Below are 25,937 nucleotides of genomic sequence, written 5' to 3' on the forward strand. Positions count from 1 at the left end.
GGTGTCTCCCTCTGTAGACAGCATGCTGCTTCGGTTTCGAATACTGGTTGCGCGACAGGTTTTCTTTCCCGGACTCGGCATCTCCGATACGGCCGGTTTCCGATTCCCGTTCCGGGGCGGTTCCGGGCCGCCGCGGGAAGCGGGGAATCCGGCTGACCGGCTTCACGGGTATGACGGGTCCGACGGAACAACTCGATCGAGAGATCGATCGGAATCCCGGACCGTGCTCAGCATCCGAGACGTCGAAGGTAGTGGTATCCCTCCCTCGCGGTTTCCCTCGGGTGCGGCTGGTCGTCACGTTCCACGAAGAAGTGACGAATTCCGGCACGTGTACGTTCCGCCAGGATGCGTTCGTAGTCGATGACACCCTCGCCCAGATCGGCGAACGAACCGTCCTGGGCCATTCCCTTGATGTGTGCGAGTGGAAATCTGCGAGGGGCCCGCTCGAACAGTTCCAGTGGGTCGACGCCCGCCTTGATCACCCAGTAGAGGTCCACTTCGAAGTCGACCAGATGCCGGTCGGTCTCCTCCAGCAGGACGTCGTACGGACGTCTGCCCTCCAACTTCTCGAACTCGTGGGCGTGGTTGTGGTATCCGATCCGGACGCCGTGCCTGCGTGCCAGATCACCGGCCCAGTTCAGCCGTTCGGCCAGCCGGTGGTACGAGGCCAGGTCATCGGCGGAGAACCAGGGAAGTACTATCCAGCGCTGTCCCAGCATCCTGGCCCGATCCAGTAGTCGTTCCAGCTCGTCCCGTTCGGTGGGGATGTCCTCGTGGGCGGCGGGACTCCGGAGTCGCAGCTCTCGCAACAGATCGCGCGCTTGTTCCGGTGTGTAGTCGTACAGTCCGGCGAACTCCACCTCCGAGTAGCCGACCTCGGCCAGGAACGAGAGCGTGTCGGACACCGACTCGCTCATCATGTCGCGCAGGGTGTAGAGCTGGATTCCGATCCTGCTCCGCGGTATGTGCGGCCCGTGGCCCCACTCCGCTCTCGCGAGCGCCGTTCGCGCTCCCACGGTCGAGGCTCCCACCGCCAGTGCCGCCGCACCCGCACCGCGGAGAAAAGCACGTCTGCCGTTGTTCGTGAACTCCCGCATGACCGATCCTTTCGTGCTCGAAGGTGATTCACAACTCGTTCTGCCGGGGGACCTCCGTCCACACGCTCTGATTGCTCGAGCTGTGCTCGACGGCCGCCAGCACGTGTTGCACCGCGAGGCCGTCGGCGAACGAAGGCTCGGGATCGCCGTCGGTGCCGACGGCTTCGAGCAGGTCCCGCATCTGATGCGTGAAGGTGTGCTCGTACCCGAGTCCGTGACCCGGTGGCCACCACGCTTGCATGTAGGGGTGGTCCGGTTCGGTGGCCAGTATCCTGCGGAATCCGGCTGTGGACTCGTCCTCGGTGTGATCGTGGAACAGCAGCTCGTTCATCGACTCGAAGTCGAAGGCCAGACTGCCCGCGGAACCGTTGAGTTCCAGCCGCATGGCGTTCTTGCGCCCGGTCGCGAACCGGGTGGCCTCGAAGGTGGCCATTCCGCCGCCGTCCAGCCGTGCGATGAACGCCGCCGCGTCGTCCACGGTGACCTCTCCGTAGGACCCGCTGCCGTCGTCGAGCGGACGTTCGGGCACGAAGGTCTGCGTCATTCCGGAGACGCCAGTGATGTTCTGCCCCGTGACGAACCGGGTCAGGTCGACAATGTGGGCACCGATGTCACCCAGCGCACCCGAGCCGGCCCGCTCCCGGTCGAGGCGCCACATCATGGGAGATTCCGGGTCCACGATGAAGTCCTGCAGATACTGGGCGCGTACATGCCGAATCGTGCCGATTCGGCCGTCGGCCACCATCCGCCGAGCCAGGGCCAGCGCCGGAACCCTGCGGTAGTTGAACCCCACCATGCTGCGTACACCGCGTTCCCGCGCCCTTCGGGCGGCATCGGTCATCGCGCTCGCTTCCGCGACGGAGTTCGCCAGCGGTTTCTCGCAGAGTACGTGTTTGCCCGCTTCCAACGCGGCGATCGCTATCTCGGGGTGGGTGTCACCAGGGGTGCAGATGTCGACCAGTGCCACGTCCCGACGTTCGATCAGTTTCTCCCAGTCGGTTTCGACCGCGGCCCATCCGAGGCGTTCGGCGGCCGCTGCCGTGTTGTCCGCTCGACGGCCGCACAACGCGGCCATCACGGGCTGTACGCGCGTGTCGAAGACCCGGCCGACGGTACGCCAGGCCTGTGAGTGGGCCGCTCCCATGAACGAGTACCCCACCATCCCGACGCCCAGTCGGTCGTTTTCCGTCATCGGTCACGGTCACCTTTCTGTGTAGTGGCTCGTCCCGCTTCACGGGGAACACCTCCTCGCTCGGTGCCCCGGAAGGTGCGTCCGCTGCTCGAGGCTGTTCTCGGCTCGCTCAGAACGCCGTTTTCAGGTATTCGTCGACGTTGTCCTTGGTGACGGTCGCCGAGTGCAGCGTGATCTCACTGGGCACGGCGCTTTCCACGAGACCCGACACGCTGCGCTGCTGTGCGATGAGCCTGGCCATGTTGACGGCCGAGGCGGACATGGTCGGTGGGTACGACACGGTGGCGGCCATGGGGCCGTCACCTGCCTTGATGTGTTCCATCATCACCTTCGAACCGGCGCCGCCCACCATGAAGAACTCGTCGCCCCGGTTGGCCTGCTCGATCGCGGCCAGTACCCCGACCCCCTGGTTGTCGTCGTGGTTCCAGACCGCGTCTATGTTGTTCCTGGCCTGCAGCACGTTTCCCATGACCTGGCGACCGGACTGCGGGGTGAACTCGGCGCTCTGACTCATCGTCACGCTCAGCCCCCGTGACTTGAGCGCTTCCGCGAACCCCCTGCTGCGCTCGCGGGTCAGCTCCAGGTTGTCGATGCCCGCGATCTCGACGATCACCGGGTTCTCGACTCCCTGCTGCTCGAGACGATCGGCGATGAAGTTGGCCGCGTTGACCCCCATGCCGTAGTTGTCCCCGCCGATCCAGGTGCGATAGGCCAGCTTCGACGCGAAGACGCGGTCGATGTTGACCACCGGGATGTTCGCCCGCATCGCCTGTTCCGCCACCTGGGTCAGCGATTCACCGTTGAACGGCAGGATCGCCAGTACATCGACCTTTTTGTTGATCAGCGTCTTGACCTGGGATATCTGACGGTTCACATCGTTGGTGCCTTCCGTGGCCTCCAGCTTGACGTCCTCGAAGCTCTCGGCCTGGGCGGTGGCGTTCTCGCCGATGGCACCCATCCAACCGTGATCGTCGGAGGGAATGGACAGTCCGATCGTGACGGTTTTGCCGGGTTGCGAGTTGTCGCCCTGTTGCTGGCCGACGAGCTGGTTGGCGCCGTCGGACTCGCCGCTGCCGCTTCCGGTGCAGGCGGTGAGCAGCGCGCCCGCTCCCACGGCGGCTCCTCCCATCAGGAAACGGCGGCGTTGCGTCGCTGAACTGTCCCACTTCGACATGTCGATACTCCTTCGACGACGGGGTACTGCACGGTCTGGTCAGGAATCGCTCCGGTTTCAGCCGGTCGATTCCTTGTTGGCACGGCGTTGCAGCAGCACGGCGATCACGATGATCACGCCCTTGGCTATCTGCTGGATCGGAGTGGACAGGTTGTTCAGCACGAAGATGTTGTTGACGGTGGTGAACACGACCACCCCCAGAATCGAACCGATCAGTGTGCCGCGGCCGCCGGAAAGCAGCGTGCCGCCGAGAATCACCGCCGCGATGGCGTCGAGTTCGTATAGATTGCCGTGGGTGCTGGCTCCGGTGGCGGTGCGGGCCGTGAGCATGATCGCCGCGACGGCGCAGCACAGCCCGGACAGTACGAACACGATCGTGCGAGTTCGACGCACATCGATACCGGCGAGCCTGGCCGCCTCGGCGTTACCACCGACGGCGAACACGTGCCTCCCGAACGTCGTCCGGTTCAGCAGTAACCATCCGACGACCACGGTGGCGGCGAACATGTAGACGAGCAGCGGGATGCCCAGGAACTCCGTCGTGGCGATGGCACCGAATCCGTCCACTCGCACGACCTGCGGCTGTCCTCCCGAGATGAGGGTGGCCATGCCGCGGTAGCTGGCCAGGCCCGCGATCGTCACGATCAGCGACACGAGACCGCCGTAGGCGATCAGCACACCGTTGATGAGACCGCACACCCCGGCCACGACGAGCGCGGTGAACAGCATCCCCCACAGCCCGAACTCCTGGGTGGCTCCCGTCGTGGCCCACACCGAGGCCAGGGCGATGATCGCGCCCACCGACAGGTCGATACCACCGCTGATGATCACGAAGGTCATCCCGATCGACAGCACGCCGATGATCGACGCCTGACTCAGCAGCAGCACCAGATTGGACACCTCGAAGAAGTTGTCCGTGGTGAAACTGCCCACCGCGATCAGAATCACCAGTACGCCCAACAGCCCGAGAATCTGCCGCTGATTACCGTCCGAGAATCTCGCGCGAGCGCTTCTCGTTCTCGGCGCCGCGGCTGTGGCGGACCGTGATTCCGACGCCGGCACCGTGTCGGCCTGCGATTGCTCCGTCACGCGGCACTCCCTTCGATGAACAGATCGAGCACTTCGGCCTCGTCGACCTCGTGGGCGGGGGATTCCCGAACGATTCGTCCCTCGCGAAGGACCAGGACGCGATCCGAAAGACCGAGAACCTCGGGTATCTCACTGGAAACCAGCAGCACCCCGACTCCGGAGTCGGCCAGCTCACGCACCAACGCGTAGATCTCGGCCTTGGCACCCACGTCGACACCTCGGGTGGGTTCGTCCAGCAACAGCACCCTGCAGTCGGTCAGCAACCATCGAGCCACGACGGCTTTTTGCTGGTTTCCCCCCGACAACACCCGCACCGGTTGTTTCGTGTCCGATGGCTGGAGGCGCAGCGCGGTGGTTACTTCCTCGGCAGCGGCCTGTTCCCCGGTTCTGTCCACCCAGCCCAGCCGGGTGTAACGCCCCAGGGCGGCAAGTGAGACGTTGTGCGCGATCGACTCGTACGGAACCAGGGCCTGACTCTTGCGTTCTTCCGGAGCAAGCCCCATCCCGGCACGTACGGCGGCTCGCACGTTGCCCGGTGGGAGACGTCCACCGTCGAGTTCCACCCCTCCGTCACGGGGTTTGCGCGCCCCGTAGACGGTCTGCAGGATTTCCGAACGGCCCGAGCCCACGAGTCCGGCTATTCCCACGATCTCGCCACCGCGCACCGTGAACGAGATGTCCTCGAACTCGCCGGTGCGGCTCAGCTCCGCCACCCGGAGCAGTTCGCTCTGCCGGTCGGGAGCGCTCACGGGATTACGTTCCGGGAAGGCGGAGACCATGCTCCGCCCCGTCATCAGCGACACGACCCGCTCCGTGGGTGTGCCGGCGGCGGGAAGGTCCTCGGCCACCGTCCGGCCGTCCTTGAGCACGGTGATGCGGTCGCCGATCTCGCGGATCTCGTCCAGCCGGTGTGAGATGTAGACGATCGCGATTCCCTGCCTGGTGAGTTCCTCGATCACCCGGAACAGGCCCGAGATCTCGTCGTGGGCGAGCACGGCCGACGGCTCGTCCATGACGATCAACCTCGCGTCGAGGGAGAGCGCGCGTGCCATGCTGACGAGTTGTTTGCTGGCCGACGACAGCTCACCGACCTCTCGTGCCGGGTCGATCTCGCCGTGACCCAGTCTTTCGAGCAGCCGCCGAGCGTTTCGCCGCATCTCGGCGCGTCGTGCGAAGCCGACAGTGGTCGGCTCGTGACCGAGGAAGATGTTCTCGGCGACCGACAGGCCGTCGACCAGGTCCAGTTCCTGGTAGATCGTGGCGATACCGAGTTTCATCGCCGCGGCGGGACTCCGGAGCGAGACCGTGTTGCCACCCCACTCGATGGTTCCCTCGTCGGGCCGTTGCGCTCCCGCGAGCACTTTGATCAAGGTCGATTTACCGGCGCCGTTCTGTCCGAGCAGGCAGTGCACCTCGCCGGTTCGCACCTCGAGGTCCACCCCGTCCAGCGCACGCACGCCGGGAAAAGTTTTCACGATTCCGCGCATTTGAAGCAGGGTCGTACTCATTCGCTGTACTCCTCGAACCGTCGCGCGTCGGGGAGACGCGAGGTGATGCCGAACCGAGTGACGGCTCCGGCGGGAGGTGGTGCACAACACCCGGTGAAGCTGATCATCGTCACAGTGCCCCTAACGTTCCTCGATGCCACGCGGTACGGACAGGACCTGGTCGCTGATCAACCTCGCACCGCCGACCACTCCGGCTGCCGCGGCCAGTTCGGACAACACGATCGGCAGGTTGCCCGTGGCCAGTGGTAACGACCTGCGATAGACAGCGCTGCGCATCTCGGCCAGCAGGGAGTGGCCCGCACCCGCCACACCGCCGGCCACGACCACCAGCCCGGGATTGAAGAAGCTGACCAGGCTGGCCAGCACCTGTCCCACGCGGTGCCCACCACTGCGCAGCAGCTGTACCGCTGCGGGATCGCCCACCGAGACGGCGTCGGTGACGTCGGCGGCCGAGAGTGCCCCCGACTTCTCGAACAGCTCGGCCAGCCGTGGGGACTTACCGGCCCGTGCGGCGGCCATCGCGTCCCGGGCCAGCGCCGCTCCGCTCGCGTAGGCCTCCAGACAGCCGCTGTTCCCGCAGGCGCAGGGTGGCCCGTTCTCCTCGATCTGGATATGACCGATGTCGCCCGCGCTGCCCGAGACACCCCGATGCAGCTCACCACCGACGACGATGCCGCATCCGATGCCGGTTCCTATCTTGACCAGCAGGAAGTCGTCGACGGAGCGGGCCACGCCCGCGTGCAGCTCACCGAGAGCCATCAGGTTGACGTCGTTGTCCACCTGTACCGGCACGCCGAGAGCCTGGCTCATCGTCTCGCGCACCGGGTACTGGTCCCAGCCCGGCATGATCGGTGGGGCCACCGGAGCTCCGTCGCGAAAACTCACCGGTCCGGGGATACCGACACCGGCACCGTGGATGTCCGGGGCGGTGCCGTCGGCACGTAGCTTGCTCAGCAGGTCGAGCGCGGTGTCCAACACGGTGTCGGGGCCGTTGTGGACTCCGATCTCGGCATTGCCGTGCCCGAGAACATCGAGCTGCCCGTCGGTGATGGCGACATCGACGGAGGTCGCGCCGATGTCCACACCGACGAATCGCAGATGTTTCGACAGCCGGACGATCGAGGAACGGCGTCCGCCTCGGGACGCGGCGAATCCGCCGCTCTCCACGAATTCCAGTTCCGTGAGCCGGTCGACCTCGTGGGCCAGTTTCGACCGGGAGAGCTTGAGTGCCTCGCCCAGTTCCGCTCGGGAGTGCGGCCCGCTGTCCCGCAGCAGCCGCAGCAGTCGTCCCTGCTGGGGGGTTTCCGGGCGTGATGCGATACGCGGCACCGTTTCTCCTCCCGTGTCCGGATTGCTCTCCAGGTGAGGTGAGACGTTAATCACGTTTCACGGGATGTGGCAATACTAGTGCCGATGTTGAACAAACTTTTGCTGTGTTGAGAACAAAGTTCGCCCGCTTTTCGGGGGTATGGATTGCTCCGTTCGCAGTAATGAACGGGTCGATCGATCGGAGTGATCTCCGTTCCCGTATCTACTGTGGCGTTCCGAGTCCCAGGCGCGACGAGCCGGTCTGCCTCACTCCCGGGCGGTGAGGGGTGTTCCCCATGGAGCAGGTGGTGCGTCGTGATACCCGCTTCAGGACGGCGGGCGTGCCCCGAGCATCTCCGAGCTGTCCATCCCGAGCCGGTAGCCCCGTTTGACCACGGTCTGCACCAATCGCCTCGCCCCCAGCGCGGTTCTCAACCTGCCGATCGCTGTCTCGACTGCGTGCTCCTCACCCCCGTTGGGCAACGCCGCCACCAGCTCCTCGCGAGACACCACTCTTCCGGGGCGCTCGGCGAGTTTGCGCAGCAGCGCCATCGGGACCGGGGAGACGGGGCGCAGCTCGCCGTCGACGAGCACCCCCTGTCCGCGCAGCTCTACTTCCCGGCCGCCGATTCGCAGGTACTCGCCCCGCTGTGGCAGGGAATGCGAAAGCGAACGCACCAATGATCCGAGCCTGGCCCGTTCCGGGAACGTCACCGTCACGTCGATCTCTCGCAACGGTTGTGCGCAGACCGGTCCCACACAGGCCGCCACAACGTGTTCCCGGAACGCCGTGAGCAGTCCCTCCCACCGGCCGGTGTGCCTGGCCAGCTCCAACATGCTGGTCACGGCGGGGGCGCTGGTGAAGGCGAGCGCATCGATACGCCGGTTCACCGCGGCGTCCACCAGTCCGTCGAGCGGGCCGATGTCCAGCGGTGCCGCCCACCGGTACACCGGTATCTCGATGACCTCCGCCCCGGCCGCACGCAACTCTTCGGTGAACTCCGGCATCCGCCGACCGTGCAGCTGTACCGCGATCCGTTGCCCGCGGACCCCTTCCTCCAGTAGTCCGTGCAGTATTTCCGAGTTGCTCTCCGAATCGGGACACCAGGTCTCGTGAAAACCAGCGGCCCGCAGTGCTCCGGTGGACTTAGGCCCTCTGGTGAGCAACCTGGCTTCGCTCAGGTGTCGGGCCAGTTCCGCTGCCAGGCCCCAACCCTCCGCCGCTTCCAGCCAGCCTCGGAATCCGATACCCGTGGTGACCACGACCTTGTCCACCGGCCGATCCGCCAGATTCCGACTGGCCTCGAACAGTTCCCGGTCATCGGCGAGCGGAAGGATGCGGATGGCTGGGCCGTGCTGCACCTCCGCGCCTCGACGGCGCAGCATGGTCGCCAGTTCCTCGGCCCGTCGTGCCGCGGTCACCCCCACGGTGAAACCGGTGAGTGGTCCTGTCTGCCGTAGTGTTTCCTGTCGTTGTGCTGTCATCCCGCGCTCGGTTCGCGCTCACGTGGCTGTCGGAGGGGAGGAACCGCGCGGCGCTGTCGGCAGTGCGCGGCACGTGCACCTCCTCGATCGGGTGCTGTCCTGGCATGCTCGTAGTCGTTGATGTCACTCCTGGTTCGAAGTGGTTTCCCGGCTGTTACGGAGTTCTCGCCGTGGTGCGTGGTGTGCTGTGAGCCCTGCTCCGGGGCGCGCTGGTCGCTGAGCGAGGTCGGGCCTCCCGGAGCGAGAGGCCGGCGGGTGGTTCCGCCAAGCGAGCGCCCCCGACCCGACACGAAAACTCCGATCAAATGCGGGCGTAGGAGAGGTTGGGGGCACGCTCGATGGCGAAAGTGCTCCGCACGTAGAACCACCAGGTGACGAGGACACAGGCCAGGAAGAGCACGAGGATAGCGAGCAGTGCCGGGATCAGCGTTCCGCCGGCCTGCAACGAGAACTTGAAAGCCAGGTTGATGACCACACCGCCGAAAGCTCCGACGGAGCCGACGACCCCCACGACGGCGCCGGCCTGGCGCTTGGCCGCCTTCTGTGCGGCGTCCATGTCCTCGCCGGTTCTCGCCACCCGTGCACTCGTCTCGGTCCGGAATATCAACGGAATCATACGATAGGTGGAACCATTCCCTATCCCGGTGAAAACGAACAGGAGAACGAACGAGCCGAAGAACAGCGCGAAGTTGTCCGCTCGTACGCCGAGAAGTACGCCCACCGTTCCCAAGGCCAGTCCCACGAAGTTCCACAACGTTATTCGAGCCCCGCCCAGGCGATCGGAGAGCCAACCACCGATCGGCCGTGCGACCGATCCGATCAGTGCTCCGATGAACGCGATTCCGGCGAATCGCGAGAAATCGCTGAAAGCGATCCCGATAAGCGAGGGAAAAGCGAACGAGAAACCGATGAAAGATCCGAACGTCCCGACGTAGAGCAGCGCCATCACCGGAGTGTGTTTGCTGGTCAGCGCTTCGCGATAGGAGGTGTTGTCCGGCTTGGCCGCCGTCAGGCTGTTCATGAAGAACCACGAACAGGCCGATGATACGACGATCACGGGCATCCACATCAGGGCGGCATAGGAGAGGTTGACTCCGGTGCCCAGATGTATCGCGAACGGCACGAGCAACTGGCTCACGGCCACGCCGATGTTGCCGCCCGCCGCGTTGATCCCCAGTGCCAGTCCCTTGCGGTGTTCCGGGAAGAAGAAGGAGATATTGGTCATCGAGGACGAGAAATTCCCACCACCCACGCCCATGATCGCGGCGGTGAGGAGGAAGAACCAGTAGGGAGTTCCCTCCGCGGTAACGGCGCCGGCGAGCATCGCGCACGGAACGAGCAACAGCGAAGCGCTCGTGGTGGTCCAGCCCCTGCCGCCGAATCGTGGTATGGCGAAGGTGTAAGGAATGCGCAGCGCCGCTCCGACCAGATTCGGCAGAATCAACAGCCAGAAGGTCTGCCCCACGGTGAACGTGTAACCGACGTCGTCCAGGCTGACCACGACTATGCTCATCAACGTCCAGACGTTGAATCCCAGGTGTTCGGCCAGTACCGACAACCACAGATTGCGCCAGGCCACCCGCTTCCCGGTCCGGTGCCAGAATCCGGCGTCCTCCGGTTCCCAGTGGTCGATCCAACGAGCTGTCGCCGTTTGTTCCGCTCCGGTCGTATTTCTCTCGACATTCTCGATTGTCATCCGCGCGCCTCCCGATGGTCGATCATGCTGAAAGCATTCGAACATGCCGTGATTTCCGATCGTCAACGTGTAATAAACGGTGGGCGAAATTTCGCGCACGCCCGACGTCGGTCGCTGTGCGTCCCACCCGTCACCGGCGCTTAACCCTCCGGTCGGTGTGCGTCGTCCGGATGCCACACGATCGTGATAATCAAACGTCACTGTTCAGACGCGCTGTGTAATACCATCAGGTCAGCGTAGGCGTTTCTTGCGTGAGCGTTCCCAGTATTATGGCTGGGGTACGGGGATATGTGGGGCGAGCTGGAGGCCGTATGACGAGTCTTGGGCGTGTGCGGACGACGGGGCGGCCGACGCTCGAACAGGTGGCCGCGGAGGCGGGTGTGTCGCGAGGCACCGTGTCGCGAGTGGTCAACGGCTCGCTCGAAGTCAGTACCACCACGTTGCGCGCGGTGCAGGACGCCATCGACAAGCTCGGTTACGTGCCCAACCACGCGGCACGCAGCCTGGTGACCAGGCGAACCGACACCGTGCTGCTCGTGGTTTCCGAATCCGAGGCACGAGTTTTCGACGAGCCCTTCTTCGCGGGAGTCGTGCGTGGGCTCGGGCAGGAGCTGGCGAAGACGAATTTGCAGCTCAACCTGATGATGGCCAGTGGTGCCCGGCAACGGGACAGAGTGGAGCAGCTGGTCGGTAACGGCCACGTCGACGGTGCGGTGCTGATTTCACTGCACGGCGACGATCCCCTGCCGCGCAAGCTCGTGGAGGTGGGAGCGCCGGTCGCGTTGAACGGGCGCCCGTTCTCCTCGGAGGTCGCGGTACCGTTCGTCGACGCCGACAACCTGGCGGGCGCGAAGAGCGCCACCGAGTACCTCTACCAATCAGGCAGACGTCGTATCGCCGCCCTGGCGGGTCCGCAGGACATGGCCGCCGGTATAGACCGGCTGGCGGGGTACCGGAGTGCTCTCAAGTCGCGGCGCGGCGTGACACGAGTCGTCGCGCAGGGCGACTTCGGACAGGTCAGTGGTGAGCAGGCCATGCGTGACGTGCTCGAACGTGACAGCGAAGTGGATGCCGTCTTCGCGGCCAGTGACCTCATGGCGGCGGGCGCGATGCGGGTGCTGCGCGAAGCGGGCAAACGCGTTCCCGAGGACGTCGCCGTGATCGGTTTCGACGATTCCGACGTCGCTCGCAACACCGAACCGGCCATGACCAGTGTCGCGCAGCCGGTGCAGCGGATGGGAACCGAATTGGCGAAATTGCTGATCACGCAGTTGGAGGAGCCGGGGCGCAGCCTGGATCCGGTGATCCTGCCGACCGAGCTGGTCCGCCGCGGTTCGGCCTGACGTAGCGAGACTCGCCGCGGCGTTCTTCGGCTCGTGGTGCGATCCCTCCCGTTCGCATCGGTCGTTCACGCGGCAGCGGAGCGGGCGGGCACGAGTTCGTGCCCGCCCGCCCGGCAGTGACGGATCAACCGACGTTGACCGAGAAGTCGTTCGTCGCGAGACCGGTGCCGTTGATCCACGGTTCGAATCCCGCCTGCACGCTGTTGAGGTACCAACTCGGTTCGACCGAACCCCGTTCGACCGCGTCGGCGCTGAAGGCGGTCAGGTCCAGGTCCACGGAATCGGTCGTTTCCGTCCGGACGTAACTGATCACGTTCCAGCCGGCGTTACCGGTCCAGACCTCCCACTGGGCGCCGTCTATCGTCACGGTGCCCACCGGTGAACCGATCGGTTGGATGTCACCCCGGTGATCGACCCAGATCATCAGTTCCGCGGCGTTCTGACCCGACTTGCTCGGCTGCGGATCGAACCACAGGTCATAGGCGGCGTTGTACGTTCCGGTATCCGGAGTGGTGATGTCCCAACTGGTGGTCGCCTCGGTCATCCGGTCGGCCCGCACGGGCAGCCCGGTGTTCGTCGTGCAGTTGTCGTAGTGGCATCCCGCGTAGATGGAGGGGTAGCTCGCCGGTGAGCCGTTGGTGGCCTTGTCGTGGTTGGCCGTGGTCACCGTGAACGAGCTGCCGTTGACGCTGATGCACTGCTGGGTGTCGGCGCCCCACACGTTGTTCTGCACGATGTAGCGTCCACCTTCGACCTGGGTGGAGGCGTACTTGCCGCACATGGTGGTGGCGGGTTGTGCCGCGGCCGCACCCGTGCTCAACGAGCTCAGTGCCAGTCCGGACACGGCGAGCGCGAGCACGGCGCGTCGTCCGCGGTTGTTTCCGTTGAACATCGAGACGTAGTCCTATCCGATCCGGTGGGTGCTGCGGATTCCGTCCTCGGGCTCCACCGCCGCCTCACGGCGGTCCGCCGAGCCGCGAAACGGGTCCGTTGTCAAAGTGGTGATGGGAGCACCACACGGGACCACAGTCGTCGTGTCCCATCACCACAGCCGATTGGCCAGTCACCGTGTGACGATCACTCGAAGATCACGTCGGAGCAGTTGTAGAAGGCCTCCGGGCTGTCCGAGCGCTGCCAGATCGAGTAGATGAGGTGCCTGCCGTCCTTGTCCGGCAGTTCGGCCTGCCAGGTGTACTCGTCACCGTGCGGTCCGCTGCCGTTGATCGGCGGATTGGTGACCGTGTTGAAGGGCTCGGGTTCCAGGTCGGACCAGGCGAGTGGTTCGCTGGGATCCCAGCTGTCCTTCGTCACGTACTGGTACCAGGTGCCGGGGTGCGCGGCCCAGGCGTTGTACCGCAGAGTGACCGTCTCGCCGGCGGGCATCGTGGTGGTCGGCCAGTCCGTGCGGGCCATGTTGTAGGCGTCGAACGTCTCCGTGGGCCCGCACAGCTTCCCGTCGGGGATCCTCTCACGATGGTTGTCGCCCACATCGCTGATCAGGTTGCCGAACCAGTTCCACAGCGCGGTCTTGCCGCCGCGCTCGATAGCCTCTGCGCAGGCCGGGTTGGTGGGGGCGAGGTCACCGCCCTGGCCACCTTCCAGCCCGTTGACGTAGCAGGCGTAGGTTCTGGTCTTCGGGTACGTGAATCCGCCGTGCGCCTGTGCCACGCCGGGATTCATCGTCGAGGTGAACAGTGCGACCGCCGCGCCCAGGGCGCCGAGGGCGATCATTTTTCCTCGTAATCGCATTTCTGCTCCCGTTCGGTTTTTCGTGGTCCGACGCTGATTTTAGTGAGCGCTCCCGGGGAACGAATGGTGCGATCGGGTGATTTTGTGTGCTGTGGCGATATTATTCGGTGTTCCCCGGCGCGATTCGCTTTCTCGGGGAGGTTTTGGAATGTTTTTCTGTGTCTTGCCGGGATGTGAAACTTGGATCGTCAGGTGCTTCAGGTGGTCGTTCGGTACGCGAAGAACCGTCCCGCCCGAATTCGTCCGGGCGGGACGGTCCTGGTTCCGGCCGATCTACATGGCGCGGTGTGTCAATCGAGCCGGATCAAACTGTCGGGGGCGTTCCCTTCAGTTCGTTCCCCGCCGGGAGGCGGCTGTGTTGATTTCCGGGTGGGCGTTCTGCACCAGCATCTTGAACTGCTCGTGGAACCAGTGCCCCGCCAGTGGCGAGTTCGGCAGCGCTCCGGTGGGGTTGTTGCCCGCCTCGGGTGCGACGTAGTCGGGGTCGCACATCGGGTCGGCCTGCTTGCCTTCGTCGTTCGGGATCTCCTCGCTGGAGCCGTCGGATTCGCCCGGTGGCTTCGTCCACACGAACGCGTCGATATTCGCGTTCGGGTGGCCGGAGGGGGACGCCTGCGGTGGTACGCCGATTCCGGCACCGCTTACGTTGCACCACAGACCGCGGTGGACACGCCGGTCCACCTTAGATTCCTCGATGTAGGTGTTCAGATCGGTGCTGGAACTCTCCTGGGTGGGTCGTTCCGAACCGCCCCAACCGTTACGCCCGGTGTCGATGATCGTACCGATGTCGCTGGGCCAACCCCGATTGACGAACTCGTCGTGCAGAGCGGCCGCGAAATCGGACTCGTCGAAGTTCGGATTCCACTCGTAGAACTGTCCGGACCTGACCTGGCCCCCGCCGACTCGGGCGTTGGGATCGGTCAGGAACGGTTCTTCCGTAGGCGTGTAGTTCGACGTGTTGGTCGCGAAACCGTCGACGCTCTGTAGCCCGTCCTCGGTTCCCCGCACGACATCGGTGTAGAACTGCGCCGTCTGGGTCAGATTGTTGTTCCATCCCAGCCAGCCGGAATGCGCGAAATCCATGTACGTGTAGACGTTCGAAATGTCGTGCAGCTGGTTGAGGGCGTACTGCATGGCATCCACCTGGATACCGCTGGACTTCGCCTCGGCGCATTCCGGATCGTCCAGATTGGTGACCAGGTTGGGCAGCCCGTCGGGCTCGACCACCGTGGTGATCCGGATGTCGTTGTACTTGGGATCGTCCATCACGTCGGTGATGGGGTCGATGTAGTCGTTCTTGTAGCGCTGCAGGCCCTGCTGCGTCAGCGGCAGCTCACCGCTCGACGCCAGCGCGGCGCAGTCCCTCCCGGGCAGGTCGTAGATGACGAACGAGGCCGTGATCGGCCCGGAGCCCTGCTGCGCCAGCGCCTCGTCGAGGTGCTCGCGCAGACTCAGCCGACCACTGTTGGCCTCGCCGCCCTCGATCGCCGCGATGCGGTCGAGCCACACCGCGGTGGGGTACGACTTGACCCGCTGCATCTTGGCTTTGAGGTCGGAGTCCTGTGTTTGGTCGATGGACGACTGGACGTTCTCGGCATAGTCGGGATTCACGTAGGAGGTGGCTCCCTCGAAGGGATTGTCCACATGGGCGGGAGCTGCCTCCGACGAGGCCGGGGCCAGCATGGGAACCGCCGCCGTCATCGCCAACGCGACGAATCCCGGCACGACGCGACGCCAAGCTGGTCTGCGCCCCTGCTCGGGTAATGAGTTGGATGGCATGCGAGATGCTCCTTGCCGTTTTCGGTTCCGCCGGTGACCGGTTGGCGGCCCGGCCACCGTCGACTGAGCGCAGCGGAGGAAGCTACGCCGAATCATTCCTCCCGAACCCGGAACCACTCGGTGATTCAGATCACTGGGAGCGCTCCCAAGCTAGCGATTCGTACGCGTTGCGTAAACCCCTGAATTTGAACCTCCCAGTGGTGTCGGTTCGGTCGCGGACGCAGTTGATCACGTTGTGTTGTCCGATTTGGCTGCTGTGTCAGCCTGCTGTCCTCGTCTTTCGTGTGACTTACTTGACAATCCACGGGTCCGCGAGCAGTCTTTCACGACTAGTGAGAGCGCTCCCAGCAAGACGAACGAGTGAGCCGGTGGGGAAGATGTCCGGGCGTGCGCTTCGCGGTCCGGGCACCGCTGTCGGCTCCATCGACGCCGCGACAAGGAGTGGTAATGCGGCACAGAAGGTTATCCGGGGTGATCGTGCTCATCCTGGTGCTGGCGTCGAGCCTGTTGTCGGGGTGCGCCCGGGAACAGGACGACGAGCGGACCCTGACCTACTGGGCGAGCAATCAGGGCAACAGTCCGCAACAGGACCGCAGGATTCTGAACGAGGAGTTCGAGAAGTTCACCGCCCGTACGGGTATCGAGGTGAACGTCGAGGTGATCGGCTGGGGGGATCTACTGAACAAGATTCTGGGGTCGGCTGTTTCCGGAGTGGGACCGGACGTGGTCAATCTCGGAAACACATGGGCGGCTTCGTTGCAGGCCACGGGTGCCTTCGTGCCGTTCACCGAGGAACGGATGCAGCGGTTGGGTGGACGCGACCGTTTCCTGGAAACCAGCATGAGCTCCACCGGCATGTCCGGTAGGCCACCGTCCTCGGTTCCGTTGTACGGACTTTCCTACGGGGTCTTCTACAACAAGGCGATGTTCCGCGAGGCGGGAATCGAACAACCGCCGGAGAACTGGTCGGAGTTCGTCGACGTCGCCCGTGACCTCACTCGGCCGAGCCAGGACCAATGGGGGATGACGCTGGCAGGCGCCAGCTACACCGAGAACGCGCACTTCGCCTTCATGCTCGGGAACCAGGAGGGGGCCCAGCTGTTCGACTCGAACGGCAGGGCGACGTTCGCCTCACCGCGGATGGCCTCCGGCGTGCAGCGCTACGTGGAGCTGATGAGCGAACACCGGGTGGTCAACCCCGATGATGCCGAGATCGGCTCGGCCACCGAGGCCGTGGGCAATTTCGCCACCGGTGAGGCCGGGATGCTGGTGGCGCAGAACAGCTCGATCGCCGCGATCCGGGCCGCCGGTATGTCGGACAGCGAGTGGGGGGTGTTCCCGCTCCCGACTCCGGATCCGCTGCCCGAGGGCGGGGAGGCGGTCCGCAGTCACGTCGCCGGAACCAACATCGCGGTGTACCGCAACAGCGAGAACAAGGACGCCGCGATCGAGTTGGTCAAGTTTCTGACCAGTGCTGAAGAGCAGAGCATTCTCAACGAGAAGTACGGCAGCCTGCCCGTGGTCTCGGATGCCTACGACAATCCCGCCTTCAACACCGACGCGTTGCGTACTTTCTCCCGAATACTCGCCGAGTCATCGAAGCAGGTTCCGATGATTCCCAACGAGAACCGGTTCGAGACCACGGTCGGAGCCGCGGTGCGTGACCTGTTCGCCAGAGCTGGTACCAACCGCTCGGTGCGCCGCGAGGACATCGCGGAGGCACTGGACCAGGCCCAGCAGAAGATGCGGAGCGGTGGAGGTTCGACACGATGACGGTGACCAGCACCGCTTCGACGGCACCACCTTCCGGCACCGAGCCGAACGGTTCCCGAACCAGACGTCCCAGGATCAGCAAACGCAGCGTGCCCTACCTGCTGCTGGCGCCCGCGCTCTTCTTCGAGTTGCTGGTGCACATCGTGCCGATGCTCGGTGGGCTCTGGATGAGCTTTCTACGGCTCAACCAGTTCTTCCTGCGTGAGTGGATGAGCGCTCCGTTCACCGGGCTGCAGAACTACCGCTTCGCGCTGGATTTCGACGGCGCCGCCGGGGTCGAGCTGTTCCAGTCCTTCGCAGTGACCATCGCCTTCGCGGTCATCACCGTGGGGGTGTCCTGGGTGATGGGACTGGCCGCGGCGCTGTTCCTGCAGCGGTCCTTCCCCGGCAGGACTCTGTTGCGCGGGCTGTTCCTGGTGCCCTACGCACTGCCGATCTACACCTCGGTGATGATCTGGAAGTTCATGCTCGACCGCAGTGACGGCATGGTCAACGCGACGTTGTCCGACCTGGGGCTGGGCGGTGAACGTTTCTGGCTGCTCGGCAACAACGCGTTCCTGAGTCTGACGGTGACCGCGATATGGCGGTTGTGGCCGTTCGCCTTCCTGGCTCTGATGGCGGGGTTGCAGTCCATTCCGACCGACATCTACGACGCCGCCGCGGTGGACGGCGCCGGGCTCTGGCAGCAGATACGCACGATCACCGTGCCGATGTTGCAGCCGGTCAGTCAGGTGCTGATCCTGGTGCTGTTCCTGTGGACGTTCAACGACTTCAACGTTCCCTATCTGCTGTTCAACCAGGCGGTTCCCTCCTCGGCGAATCTCATATCGATCCACATCTATCAGAACTCGTTCTTGACCTGGAACTTCGGACTCGGATCGGCCATGTCGACCCTGTTGCTGCTGTTCCTGCTCGTCATCACCGCCGGGTACCTGATGCTGACTTCGAGGAGGAGCCGCAATGCGTGAGCCACGCTGGTTCCAGTGGGTTCGCGGTGTAGGACTGTGCCTGCTGACGCTGTTCACCGTCATACCGCTTTACGTCATGGTGACGACCTCGGTGAAGCCCCTGTCCGACGTGCAGGACACGTTTCAGTGGTTGCCCTCGGCACTGACGCTGGAGCCCTACGTCGACATGTGGTCGACCGTGCGGCTGGCCGACTACTTCGTCAACAGTGCCGTGGTCTCGCTGGGGGCGGCAGCCTTCTCGGTGTTGATAGCGCTGTTCGCCGCCTACGCGATCAGCCGTTATCGCTTTCGGGGGCGTGACGCCTTCAGGTTCACCGTGCTGTCCACCCAGATGTTTCCGGGCATTCTGTTCCTGCTGCCGCTGTACCTGATCTACGCCACTGTCGGACAGGCAACGGGAATCGTTCTCCAGGGCAGCCACATCGGCCTGATCATCACGTACCTGACCTTCTCGCTCCCCTTCTCGATCTGGATGCTGGTCAGTTACTTCGACTCGATCCCGGTCGATCTCGACGAAGCGGCCTACATCGACGGAGCCGGCCCGGTCCAGACGTTGTGGCGGGTCGTGATCCCGGCCGCGAAACCGGGCATAGCCGCGGTGTCGATCTACGCGTTCATGACGGCCTGGGGCGAGACCCTGTTCGCCTCCATCATGACCGATTCCGATTCCACGACCCTCGCGATCGGGCTGCGTGATTACTCCACACAGTCCACGGTCTACTGGAACGAGGTGATGTCGGCCTCGTTGGTGGTCAGCATTCCGGTCGTGCTGGGTTTCCTGGCCCTGCAGCGTTACCTCGTGCAGGGGCTGACGGCTGGAGCCGTCAAGTGAGCCGGGGGAGTGGAGCCGTCCCCGGCCGTTTCGTTCGGCGCCTTACGGCGGGTCCGGACTTCGCAACAGCGGAAATGGAGCCAACGAGTTGACTGGCGAATCTACTTTTCCCACCTTCCCCGACGGTTTCAGGTGGGGAGTGGCGACCTCGGCCTATCAGATCGAAGGGGCGGTGGACGTCAACGGGCGCGGGGCGTCCATCTGGGACACCTTCTCGCACCGAGCCGGTGCGGTGGACAACGGTGACACCGGCGATGTGGCCTGCGACCACTACCACCGTTACGGGGAGGACATCGCGCTGATGCGCGAGCTGGGGGTCGACAGCTATCGGTTCTCGGTGGCCTGGCCCCGGATACAGCCGCAGGGCAGCGGTACGCCGAGCAGTGCGGGGCTCGACTTCTACTCGCGGTTGGTCGACGAACTGCTCGCGGCGGGCATCGAACCGTGCCTGACGCTGTACCACTGGGATCTGCCCCAGCGGCTCGAGGAAGCGGGCGGATGGTGTGAACGCGACACGGCAGGCCGGTTCGCCGACTACGCGGCGATCGTGCACCGCGAGCTCGGTGACCGGGTGCGGTTGTGGACGACGCTCAACGAACCGTTCTGCGCCGCGTTCCTCGGCTACGCCGAGGGCAGGCACGCGCCCGGTGCCAGGGAAGGCCACGAGGCGCTCGCCGCCGCCCACCACCTCCTGCTGGGCCACGGCGCCGCGACAGCCGCGATGCGTGCGCAGCGTTACGGTGACGAGTCGTTCGGGATCACGCTCAACCTGAATCCGGTGACACCGGTCAGCGACTCCCCCGAGGACGTGGCCGCGGCCAGGCGCTACGAGTGCTACCAGAATCTCGCGTTCTCCGATCCGGTGCTGGCCGGGAGCTATCCGGACGTCGAAAGCACGGTGTGGGGTGAGATCAGTGACTTCTCCTTCCGGCGCGGTGGTGACCTGGAACTGATCGGCACAGAGCTCGACTTCCTGGGGGTGAACAACTACTTCCCGGCGTACGTGCGGGCCGCACCCTTCGAGAGCGTCGATCCGAAGCTGCGCACGGCCGATGACATCGGGATCGAACTCGATCCCCCCGAGTCGCTGCGACGGACCACGATGAACTGGCCGGTGGAGGCGGCGGGACTGTCCCGACTGCTGCTGTGGCTCGGGGAACGCTACCCCGAGCTCCCACCGATCTACATCACCGAGAACGGAACGAGTGGATTCGACGCGCCGGACGGCGAGGGCGAGATCCACGACGGGCACCGCATCGAGTATCTGGACACTCATCTGCGCGAACTGCGCGGCGCGATGCGCGCCGGGGTCGTCGTGCACGGCTACTACTGCTGGTCGTTGTTGGACAACTTCGAGTGGGCCGAGGGGTACAAGCAGCGTTTCGGCCTGGTGTACGTGGACTTCGAGTCCCAACGACGAGTCCGCAAGGACAGCTTCGACTGGTACCGCCGCGCCGTCGCGCACTCGCGGGAACCCGACGGATCGCTGACCGGCTGACGCCCTGTTCGATTCCGGCCCCGGTGCGCCCCTCCCGCGGCCGGGGCCGCGGCCCGCGGCTCCGGTGTCGTCCACCGAAGCGCCGCGGGCGGCTTCCACCCGCACATCCGAACGAATTGGAATACCGCCATGGCAGAAGTCGAATACCGCGCCGCCACGAGAGCTTATCCGAGCACACCGCCGGTCCGGGCGGTGGACTCACTGGACCTCGAGATCGGTGACGGCGAGTTCCTGGTACTGGTGGGGCCTTCCGGCTCCGGGAAGTCGACGGCGCTGCGCATGCTCGCGGGGCTGGAGGACGTCGACGAGGGCGGCATCTCGATCGGCAGCGCCGACGTCACCGGCACTCCTCCCAAGGCGCGCGACATAGCGATGGTGTTTCAGTCCTACGCGCTGTACCCGCACATGACGGTCGGCGAGAACATGGGGTTCGCCTTGAAACTGCGCAAGACCCCCAAGGACGTGATACGCCGCAAGGTCGCCGAAGCGGCCGACATGCTGGATCTGCGCGAGTTCCTCGACCGCAAGCCACGTGCCCTGTCCGGTGGGCAACGGCAGCGGGTCGCGATGGGCAGGGCCATCGTCCGGGATCCGAGCGTGTTCCTGATGGACGAGCCCCTGTCCAACCTCGATGCCAAACTGCGGGTGGAGACCCGCGCGAACATCGCCGCCCTGCAGCGGAAACTGGGCACCACCACCATCTACGTCACCCACGATCAGGTCGAGGCCATGACCATGGGAGACCGGGTGGCGGTGTTGGACGGGGGAGTCCTGCAGCAGGTCGCCGCCCCGCGTGAGCTCTACGACAACCCCGCCAACTCGTTCGTCGCCGGATTCATCGGATCACCCGCGATGAATCTGGAGACCGTCCCGTCGCGGGGAGACAGCGTGTTGCTCGGCGGTCATCGGGTCGAACTGCCCCGCGCCGCACAGGCCGCGGCGGAGGGGCTCGACGAGGTGATGTTCGGGGTGCGCCCGGAGGCGCTGCGTCCGGTACCCGCCGAGGAGGAGGGAATCCGGATGGACGTGGAGCTCGTCGAGGAACTGGGGGCCGACGCCCTGGTCATCGGCTCCGTGGACGTCTCGGGTGCCGCCAAGCGGTTCACGGTTCGTACCGACGGCCGCGGCGTTCCCGGAGCGGGGGAGACGCTGAACCTGGTGCTGCGGGACCACGAGGAGGTGCACCTGTTCCACCCCAGCACCGGTCAGCGGCTCGTCGCGTGAGTTGGCGGGCGCTGCCACCGGCCTCAACGCGGGGCTGGTCGCAGCGCCGTCGCCGCCGAGGGCGCCAGGGGAAGTGTCGGGAACAGCGCGGCCTGGTACGCGTGATAAGCGTCGGGCTTACCCGCCCACACGGTTGTCGAGGGGCGACCGTCCGGGGTCAGCTCGTGGTGCCAACTGCCCTGTCCGTAGTCGATGTGCCTCGTCCGCGCGAAGTCCCAGAACGTGGCATACCACCGCTGGTAGTAGGGCTCGGCGGTGCGTCGGTGCAGCGCGGCAGCGGTCAGGACCGCCTCGGCGGTGACCCAGTGCATTCGCTCGCGAACCTGCGGGCGGTCCTGCCAGTCCAGGGTGTAGACGAACCCGGGGTGACCGTCCGCGTGCCAACCGTGCTGTATGGCGGCCTCGAACAGATTCCGAGCGTCGGAGATCAGCCAGTTCGGTGACTCCGCCTCCCCGAGGGATGCCTCCAGCTGCAGCAGCAGTCTGGACCATTCCAGCCAGTGCCCCACAGTGGTGCCGTGCGGGCGGAACGGGTCGTGCGGACGATCGTTGTTGTAATCCGGTTCGGGCTCCCACTCGGGAGTGAAGTGCTCCGGCAGTCGCCAGCCGTGGGTACGGGCGACCTCGTCGATCAGCGTTCCGGCTATCCGCAGCGCTCGCTGGTGCCAGATCCGTTCACCGGTGACGTCGCCCGCGGCGAGCATGGCTTCCACGAGGTGCATGTTGCTGTTGGCACCACGGTAGGACTCGGTGGTCGTCCAGGCTCTGTCCCAGCTCTCCAGCCCCAGCCCCACCTGGTCGTCCCAGAAGCGGGACTCCACGACGCGCAGCGCCTCGGTGAGCAACTCCGCGGCGCCGGGGCGTTCCGCGGCCGCGGCACTACTGGTCGCCAGTACCACGAAAGCGTGTTCGTAGGCACCCTTGGTGGTGTCGACCGTGCTGGTGAACCAGCCGCCGTGCTCGGAGTCGCGCAGTTGGTCGACCAGCGCGGCGATGCCGTGGTCGGCGAGTTCCGCGGCCTCGGGTTCACCGAGCAGATGGGCGAGACTGAACACGTGTGTCATCCGGGCCGTGATCCAGGTTTCCACTGGTCGGCTCGGATTGGGGGTTCCGGCTTCGTCCAGCCATCCGAAACCACCTTCGGAGCCGCGTGCGGCCGAAGCGAAGTCGAACAGCCTGCGCCGTTCGGCCGTCAGCCACTCGTGGTGTTCCGCGGAGTCGGGATTGGTCAATGTCGTTCCTCTTATCGGGTGGATGCGATGCGTGGTGGCGAGTGATGACCGCCGCGATGGGTGCGACCCGTGCGGACTGAATCGGTACTTCCTCCCACAGTCGTCGGACGCTATCGGCACCGGTCCCCGACGGGAAGCACGGGGCGGCGGAGTGCGCTCGGTGAGCGTCCGGACGGCGACGAAGCCTCTCCCGACCGGCCGAATCGATTCCGTCGTGGGGTCGCACGGGTTGTGCGTACCAATTCTGCTGTCACTCCGGAGTGATGGGTACTTGTCGTAACCGCTGAATTGCTACCGCCGAACGGGTGACCCGTTTTGGGCGATCGATATATCGCTTTCTGTGATGAATGGTCACCGGCTCGGGTGACGTGCGATACTTTACTGATTCGATTCCGTCCGATCTGATTCGATTCAAGGTGATTGGGTTCGGAATACCGGGCAGGAGTCTGTCAGGCTTGAAGTGAGTCCGGTCCGGCGATCACCGGCCGACAACGACAGGCAGATACGTCCCTAAGGAGAGCGCACCGTGTTCAGCGACGACATGCGGTTGATCGCACAGCAGATGGTTGCACCGGGCAAAGGCATTCTCGCCGCCGACGAGAGCACCGGAACGATGGAGAAGAGGCTGCACGCCGTCGGCCTCGACTCCAACGAGGAAGTGCGGCGCCAGTACCGCGAGCTGATCGTCTCCACGCCGGAGTTGGGGAGCTCGATCAGCGGTGTGATCCTGTACGACGAAACCGTCCGCCAGGACTCCGGCTCCGGGGTGCCGCTGCGCAAGATCGCGGAGCAGAACGGCGTCCTGCCCGGTATCAAGGTGGACAAGGGAGCCAAGCCGCTCGCCGGGACCGACGGTGAGAAGATCACCGAAGGACTGGACGGACTGCGGGACAGGCTGGCCGAGTACGTCCAGCTCGGCATGAAGTTCACCAAGTGGCGCGCGGTGCTCGACATCGGGTCCGGCAGGCCCAGTGACTACGCGATCCACACCAACGCCCACGCGCTCGCCCGCTACGCGGCGCTGTCGCAGGAGGCGGGGCTGGTTCCCATGGTCGAGCCGGAGGTGCTGATGGACGGCGACCACTCGTTGGCCGCCGCCGAGGAGGCGAGCACCCGGGCGCTTCGTCGTGTCTTCGCCGAACTCGCCGAGCAGCACGTCGATCTCGAGTCGATGGTGCTCAAACCGAACATGGTGGTCGCGGGCAAGGATCACAGCCCGCAACCCGCTTCCGCCGAGGTCGCCGAGGCCACGGTACGCACGCTCAAGCGAACCGTCCCCGCGGCGGTCCCCGGCATCGCCTTCCTCTCCGGAGGACAGAGCGACGAGGAGGCCACGGTCAACCTCAACGCGATCAACCAGCTCGGTCCGTTGCCGTGGCAGGTCACCTTCTCGTTCGGACGCGGCCTGCTGGCCCCTGCCTTGCAGGAGTGGGTCGGACGTGACGAGAAGTTCGACAGCGCCCAGCAGGTACTGGCGCACCGGGCGAAGTTGAACGGGGCCGCCTGCGAGGGACGTTACGAATCCGCCCTGGAAAACGCCTGATCCGTTTCGGCCGTTCCTGCCGGGATCCGGTGCGACGACCGGATCCCGGAGTCGGAGAGGCTCGTTGATCACCGGGTTCGGCGGCGCTCGCCCGCTGCCGAACCCGGCCTCCGAAGCACCGCCCGTCACGGAGAAGCCCGGTGACGACTTCGGAGGACTTAGGTGCCTCATCCACTCGCCGAGGGGCGGCGTGGTCTACCGTTCGCGACCGTCAGGGCCACCTCACCCAGATCATCCAACCGCGTCAGCGGATCACCGCGCACCACCACCAGGTCGGCGGCCAGCCCCGTCGCCACCCGCCCGGTACGTTCGCCGATGCCGAGCGCGATCGCGGCTTCGGAGGTGGCCATCCGAAGGATCCGTTCGTTGTCGAACCCCAGGTGCTCGTACAGCCCCAGTGCTCCGGCGAAATCGTCGAACACCGAGTCCCGCAGCCCCGCGTCGGTTCCGATGATCACATCGACGCCTGCCTCGTCCAGGGTTCGGAGTCGTCGCTGGAACCGCTGCGCCCGTTCCGCACCGACCTTGTCGGCGAGCCGGTGCCAGTTGCGGGACTGCCCGGCACACACGCTGATGCCGCGCTCCCGCATCTCGCGGATCACCGGTTCGCGTTCGTCCAGCCCGTCCGGTCCCAGCCACGTGCAGTGCTCGATCGTGCTCACACCCGCGGAGACCGCGTCCTCGATCGCATCGGATCCGTGCGCGTGCGCGGCGACCGGCAGTCCGTGCCGCCGGCTTTCGTCCACGATGACTCTTAGTTCGGCGGCGTCGAACTGTGACTGCCACATGGCGGGCGAGTTCGGGGTGATCTGCCCACCGGATGCCATCACCTTCACCACGTCCGCACCGAGTTCCGCGCGATGCGCGACCGCTCGGCGCAGCGAGTCCTCATCGCGTTCCACCTCGCCGCCGAGGAACCAGCAGTGTCCCTCACGGACGGTCAACGGCGGGCCCGCCGCGAGCACGCGCGGTCCGGCGATCTCGGACCGTGCGACGGCGTCCCTGATCCGGAGCGCCGCACCGTTCCTGTCGCCGAGGTCGCGAACGGTGGTCGTTCCCGCGTCCAGGGAGTCGCGAGCTCGTTCGGCCATGCCTTCCAGCAGCTCGTGGTCCTCGGTGGCCAGCAGCGTGTTGATCGGTTCTTCGCCCGCGTCGAAGGACAGGTGCACGTGTGCGTTGATCAGCCCAGGAAGCAGCGTGTGTCCTGGGAAATCGTACCTTTCAGCCCCGATCGCCGATTCGGCCAGCTCGGTGCGCGGTCCCACGGCGGTGATCGTGCCCTCGTCCACGAGCACCGCACCGTCCTCGACGATGTGACCGTCGTTTCCGGTCCATATCCGTTCCGCCGTCACCAGTAGTCGCATCCCCGCGTGAAACCTCCGATTTCCGCCTCGTCCCGGTGTGCCGATCCCCCGGTGCTCTCCCGAATTCTCCTGCCGTAACCGGA

The 25,937-nt window shown here is 65.3% G+C and carries 19 protein-coding genes and 1 pseudogene; 7 read left to right on the forward strand and 13 right to left on the reverse strand.

Annotated elements, in window-relative coordinates:
- Window positions 1-227 precede the first annotated feature (227 nt).
- From BM150_RS10030 to BM150_RS10065, 8 genes are all read right to left on the reverse strand, one after another.
- A complete protein-coding gene (locus BM150_RS10030; RefSeq protein WP_092926398.1) occupies window positions 228-1,097 on the reverse strand; it encodes a sugar phosphate isomerase/epimerase family protein in 870 nt (289 codons plus the stop codon).
- 28 nt (window positions 1,098-1,125) lie between these two features.
- Entirely contained in the window at window positions 1,126-2,289 is a 1,164-nt protein-coding gene (locus BM150_RS10035) for a Gfo/Idh/MocA family protein (RefSeq protein ID WP_092926400.1), read from the reverse strand.
- A 109-nt stretch (window positions 2,290-2,398) separates the two neighbouring features.
- On the reverse strand, window positions 2,399-3,463 hold the full coding sequence (locus BM150_RS10040) for a substrate-binding domain-containing protein (protein WP_092926402.1): 1,065 nt from the start codon (window positions 3,461-3,463) through the stop codon (window positions 2,399-2,401).
- A 57-nt stretch (window positions 3,464-3,520) separates the two neighbouring features.
- Entirely contained in the window at window positions 3,521-4,552 is a 1,032-nt protein-coding gene (locus BM150_RS10045; protein WP_092926404.1) for an ABC transporter permease, read from the reverse strand.
- A complete protein-coding gene (locus BM150_RS10050) occupies window positions 4,549-6,060 on the reverse strand; it encodes a sugar ABC transporter ATP-binding protein (RefSeq protein ID WP_092926406.1) in 1,512 nt (503 codons plus the stop codon). Before BM150_RS10050 ends, BM150_RS10045 begins: the two co-directional genes overlap by 4 nt.
- A 120-nt stretch (window positions 6,061-6,180) precedes the next feature.
- The gene (locus BM150_RS10055; protein WP_092926892.1) at window positions 6,181-7,380 is read right to left on the reverse strand and encodes an ROK family protein; all 1,200 of its coding nucleotides are present in this window, start codon (window positions 7,378-7,380) and stop codon (window positions 6,181-6,183) included.
- 315 nt (window positions 7,381-7,695) lie between these two features.
- The gene (locus tag BM150_RS10060; protein WP_092926408.1) at window positions 7,696-8,853 is read right to left on the reverse strand and encodes a uroporphyrinogen-III synthase; all 1,158 of its coding nucleotides are present in this window, start codon (window positions 8,851-8,853) and stop codon (window positions 7,696-7,698) included.
- 301 nt (window positions 8,854-9,154) lie between these two features.
- Window positions 9,155-10,549, reverse strand: a complete 1,395-nt coding sequence (locus tag BM150_RS10065; protein WP_092926410.1) for an MFS transporter — start codon at window positions 10,547-10,549, stop codon at window positions 9,155-9,157.
- A gap of 311 nt (window positions 10,550-10,860) precedes the next feature.
- Between BM150_RS10065 and BM150_RS10070 the strand changes: the two genes are divergently transcribed.
- Complete coding sequence (locus BM150_RS10070) at window positions 10,861-11,892, forward strand: LacI family DNA-binding transcriptional regulator (protein WP_092926412.1); 1,032 nt, start codon at window positions 10,861-10,863, stop codon at window positions 11,890-11,892.
- A gap of 124 nt (window positions 11,893-12,016) precedes the next feature.
- Here BM150_RS10070 and BM150_RS10075 read toward each other — a convergent pair whose 3' ends face one another.
- From BM150_RS10075 to BM150_RS10085, 3 genes and pseudogenes are all read right to left on the reverse strand, one after another.
- Complete coding sequence (locus tag BM150_RS10075) at window positions 12,017-12,784, reverse strand: GH12 family glycosyl hydrolase domain-containing protein (protein WP_092926414.1); 768 nt, start codon at window positions 12,782-12,784, stop codon at window positions 12,017-12,019.
- A gap of 185 nt (window positions 12,785-12,969) precedes the next feature.
- The gene (locus tag BM150_RS10080; RefSeq protein WP_092926416.1) at window positions 12,970-13,641 is read right to left on the reverse strand and encodes a lytic polysaccharide monooxygenase auxiliary activity family 9 protein; all 672 of its coding nucleotides are present in this window, start codon (window positions 13,639-13,641) and stop codon (window positions 12,970-12,972) included.
- Window positions 13,642-14,001: 360 nt separating this feature from the next.
- A pseudogene (locus BM150_RS10085) lies at window positions 14,002-15,342 on the reverse strand (glycoside hydrolase family 6 protein); the annotation flags it as partial.
- 525 nt (window positions 15,343-15,867) lie between these two features.
- Here BM150_RS10085 and BM150_RS10090 point away from each other — a divergent pair.
- The 5 genes from BM150_RS10090 to BM150_RS10110 all read left to right on the forward strand — a co-directional run bounded on the left by BM150_RS10090 (window position 15,868) and on the right by BM150_RS10110 (window position 21,715).
- A complete protein-coding gene (locus BM150_RS10090; RefSeq protein ID WP_217641525.1) occupies window positions 15,868-17,193 on the forward strand; it encodes an ABC transporter substrate-binding protein in 1,326 nt (441 codons plus the stop codon).
- Window positions 17,190-18,161, forward strand: a complete 972-nt coding sequence (locus tag BM150_RS10095) for a carbohydrate ABC transporter permease (RefSeq protein WP_092926418.1) — start codon at window positions 17,190-17,192, stop codon at window positions 18,159-18,161. The genes BM150_RS10090 and BM150_RS10095 overlap by 4 nt, the downstream gene beginning before the upstream one ends.
- Window positions 18,154-18,993: a carbohydrate ABC transporter permease gene (locus BM150_RS10100; RefSeq protein WP_092926420.1), complete on the forward strand. Its 840-nt coding sequence runs from the start codon at window positions 18,154-18,156 to the stop codon at window positions 18,991-18,993. The genes BM150_RS10095 and BM150_RS10100 overlap by 8 nt, the downstream gene beginning before the upstream one ends.
- Window positions 18,994-19,081: 88 nt before the next feature.
- Entirely contained in the window at window positions 19,082-20,491 is a 1,410-nt protein-coding gene (locus BM150_RS10105) for a GH1 family beta-glucosidase (protein ID WP_092926423.1), read from the forward strand.
- A 129-nt stretch (window positions 20,492-20,620) separates the two neighbouring features.
- Window positions 20,621-21,715 (forward strand): ABC transporter ATP-binding protein, encoded by a 1,095-nt coding sequence (locus BM150_RS10110; RefSeq protein WP_092926425.1) that lies wholly within the window; start codon window positions 20,621-20,623, stop codon window positions 21,713-21,715.
- Window positions 21,716-21,738: 23 nt separating this feature from the next.
- Here BM150_RS10110 and BM150_RS10115 read toward each other — a convergent pair whose 3' ends face one another.
- On the reverse strand, window positions 21,739-22,947 hold the full coding sequence (locus BM150_RS10115; protein ID WP_092926427.1) for an AGE family epimerase/isomerase: 1,209 nt from the start codon (window positions 22,945-22,947) through the stop codon (window positions 21,739-21,741).
- A 526-nt stretch (window positions 22,948-23,473) separates the two neighbouring features.
- Between BM150_RS10115 and BM150_RS10120 the strand changes: the two genes are divergently transcribed.
- Window positions 23,474-24,490: a class I fructose-bisphosphate aldolase gene (locus BM150_RS10120; protein WP_092926429.1), complete on the forward strand. Its 1,017-nt coding sequence runs from the start codon at window positions 23,474-23,476 to the stop codon at window positions 24,488-24,490.
- 167 nt (window positions 24,491-24,657) lie between these two features.
- Here the strand turns inward: BM150_RS10120 and BM150_RS10125 are convergent, their stop codons facing one another.
- Window positions 24,658-25,854 carry an amidohydrolase family protein gene (locus BM150_RS10125; RefSeq protein WP_092926431.1) on the reverse strand — a complete coding sequence of 399 codons (1,197 nt, stop codon included), beginning with the start codon at window positions 25,852-25,854 and terminating at the stop codon, window positions 24,658-24,660.
- Window positions 25,855-25,937: the final 83 nt, after the last annotated feature.

This window comes from Actinopolyspora alba, from assembly GCF_900112765.1.
GTDB classification, from domain to species: domain Bacteria; phylum Actinomycetota; class Actinomycetes; order Mycobacteriales; family Pseudonocardiaceae; genus Actinopolyspora; species Actinopolyspora alba.

Bases quoted from the DNA above. Each gene is read 5' to 3' on its own strand.
- BM150_RS10080 (WP_092926416.1), bottom strand. From the start codon at position 13,641: ATGCGATTACGAGGAAAAATGATCGCCCTCGGCGCCCTGGGCGCGGCG.
- BM150_RS10100 (WP_092926420.1), top strand. From the start codon at position 18,154: ATGCGTGAGCCACGCTGGTTCCAGTGGGTTCGCGGTGTAGGACTGTGC.
- BM150_RS10040 (WP_092926402.1), bottom strand. From the start codon at position 3,463: ATGTCGAAGTGGGACAGTTCAGCGACGCAACGCCGCCGTTTCCTGATG.
- BM150_RS10095 (WP_092926418.1), top strand. From the start codon at position 17,190: ATGACGGTGACCAGCACCGCTTCGACGGCACCACCTTCCGGCACCGAG.
- BM150_RS10050 (WP_092926406.1), bottom strand. From the start codon at position 6,060: ATGAGTACGACCCTGCTTCAAATGCGCGGAATCGTGAAAACTTTTCCC.
- BM150_RS10075 (WP_092926414.1), bottom strand. From the start codon at position 12,784: ATGTTCAACGGAAACAACCGCGGACGACGCGCCGTGCTCGCGCTCGCC.
- BM150_RS10125 (WP_092926431.1), bottom strand. From the start codon at position 25,854: ATGCGACTACTGGTGACGGCGGAACGGATATGGACCGGAAACGACGGT.
- BM150_RS10090 (WP_217641525.1), top strand. From the start codon at position 15,868: ATGCGGCACAGAAGGTTATCCGGGGTGATCGTGCTCATCCTGGTGCTG.
- BM150_RS10030 (WP_092926398.1), bottom strand. From the start codon at position 1,097: ATGCGGGAGTTCACGAACAACGGCAGACGTGCTTTTCTCCGCGGTGCG.
- BM150_RS10060 (WP_092926408.1), bottom strand. From the start codon at position 8,853: ATGACAGCACAACGACAGGAAACACTACGGCAGACAGGACCACTCACC.
- BM150_RS10035 (WP_092926400.1), bottom strand. From the start codon at position 2,289: ATGACGGAAAACGACCGACTGGGCGTCGGGATGGTGGGGTACTCGTTC.
- BM150_RS10110 (WP_092926425.1), top strand. From the start codon at position 20,621: ATGGCAGAAGTCGAATACCGCGCCGCCACGAGAGCTTATCCGAGCACA.
- BM150_RS10065 (WP_092926410.1), bottom strand. From the start codon at position 10,549: ATGACAATCGAGAATGTCGAGAGAAATACGACCGGAGCGGAACAAACG.
- BM150_RS10070 (WP_092926412.1), top strand. From the start codon at position 10,861: ATGACGAGTCTTGGGCGTGTGCGGACGACGGGGCGGCCGACGCTCGAA.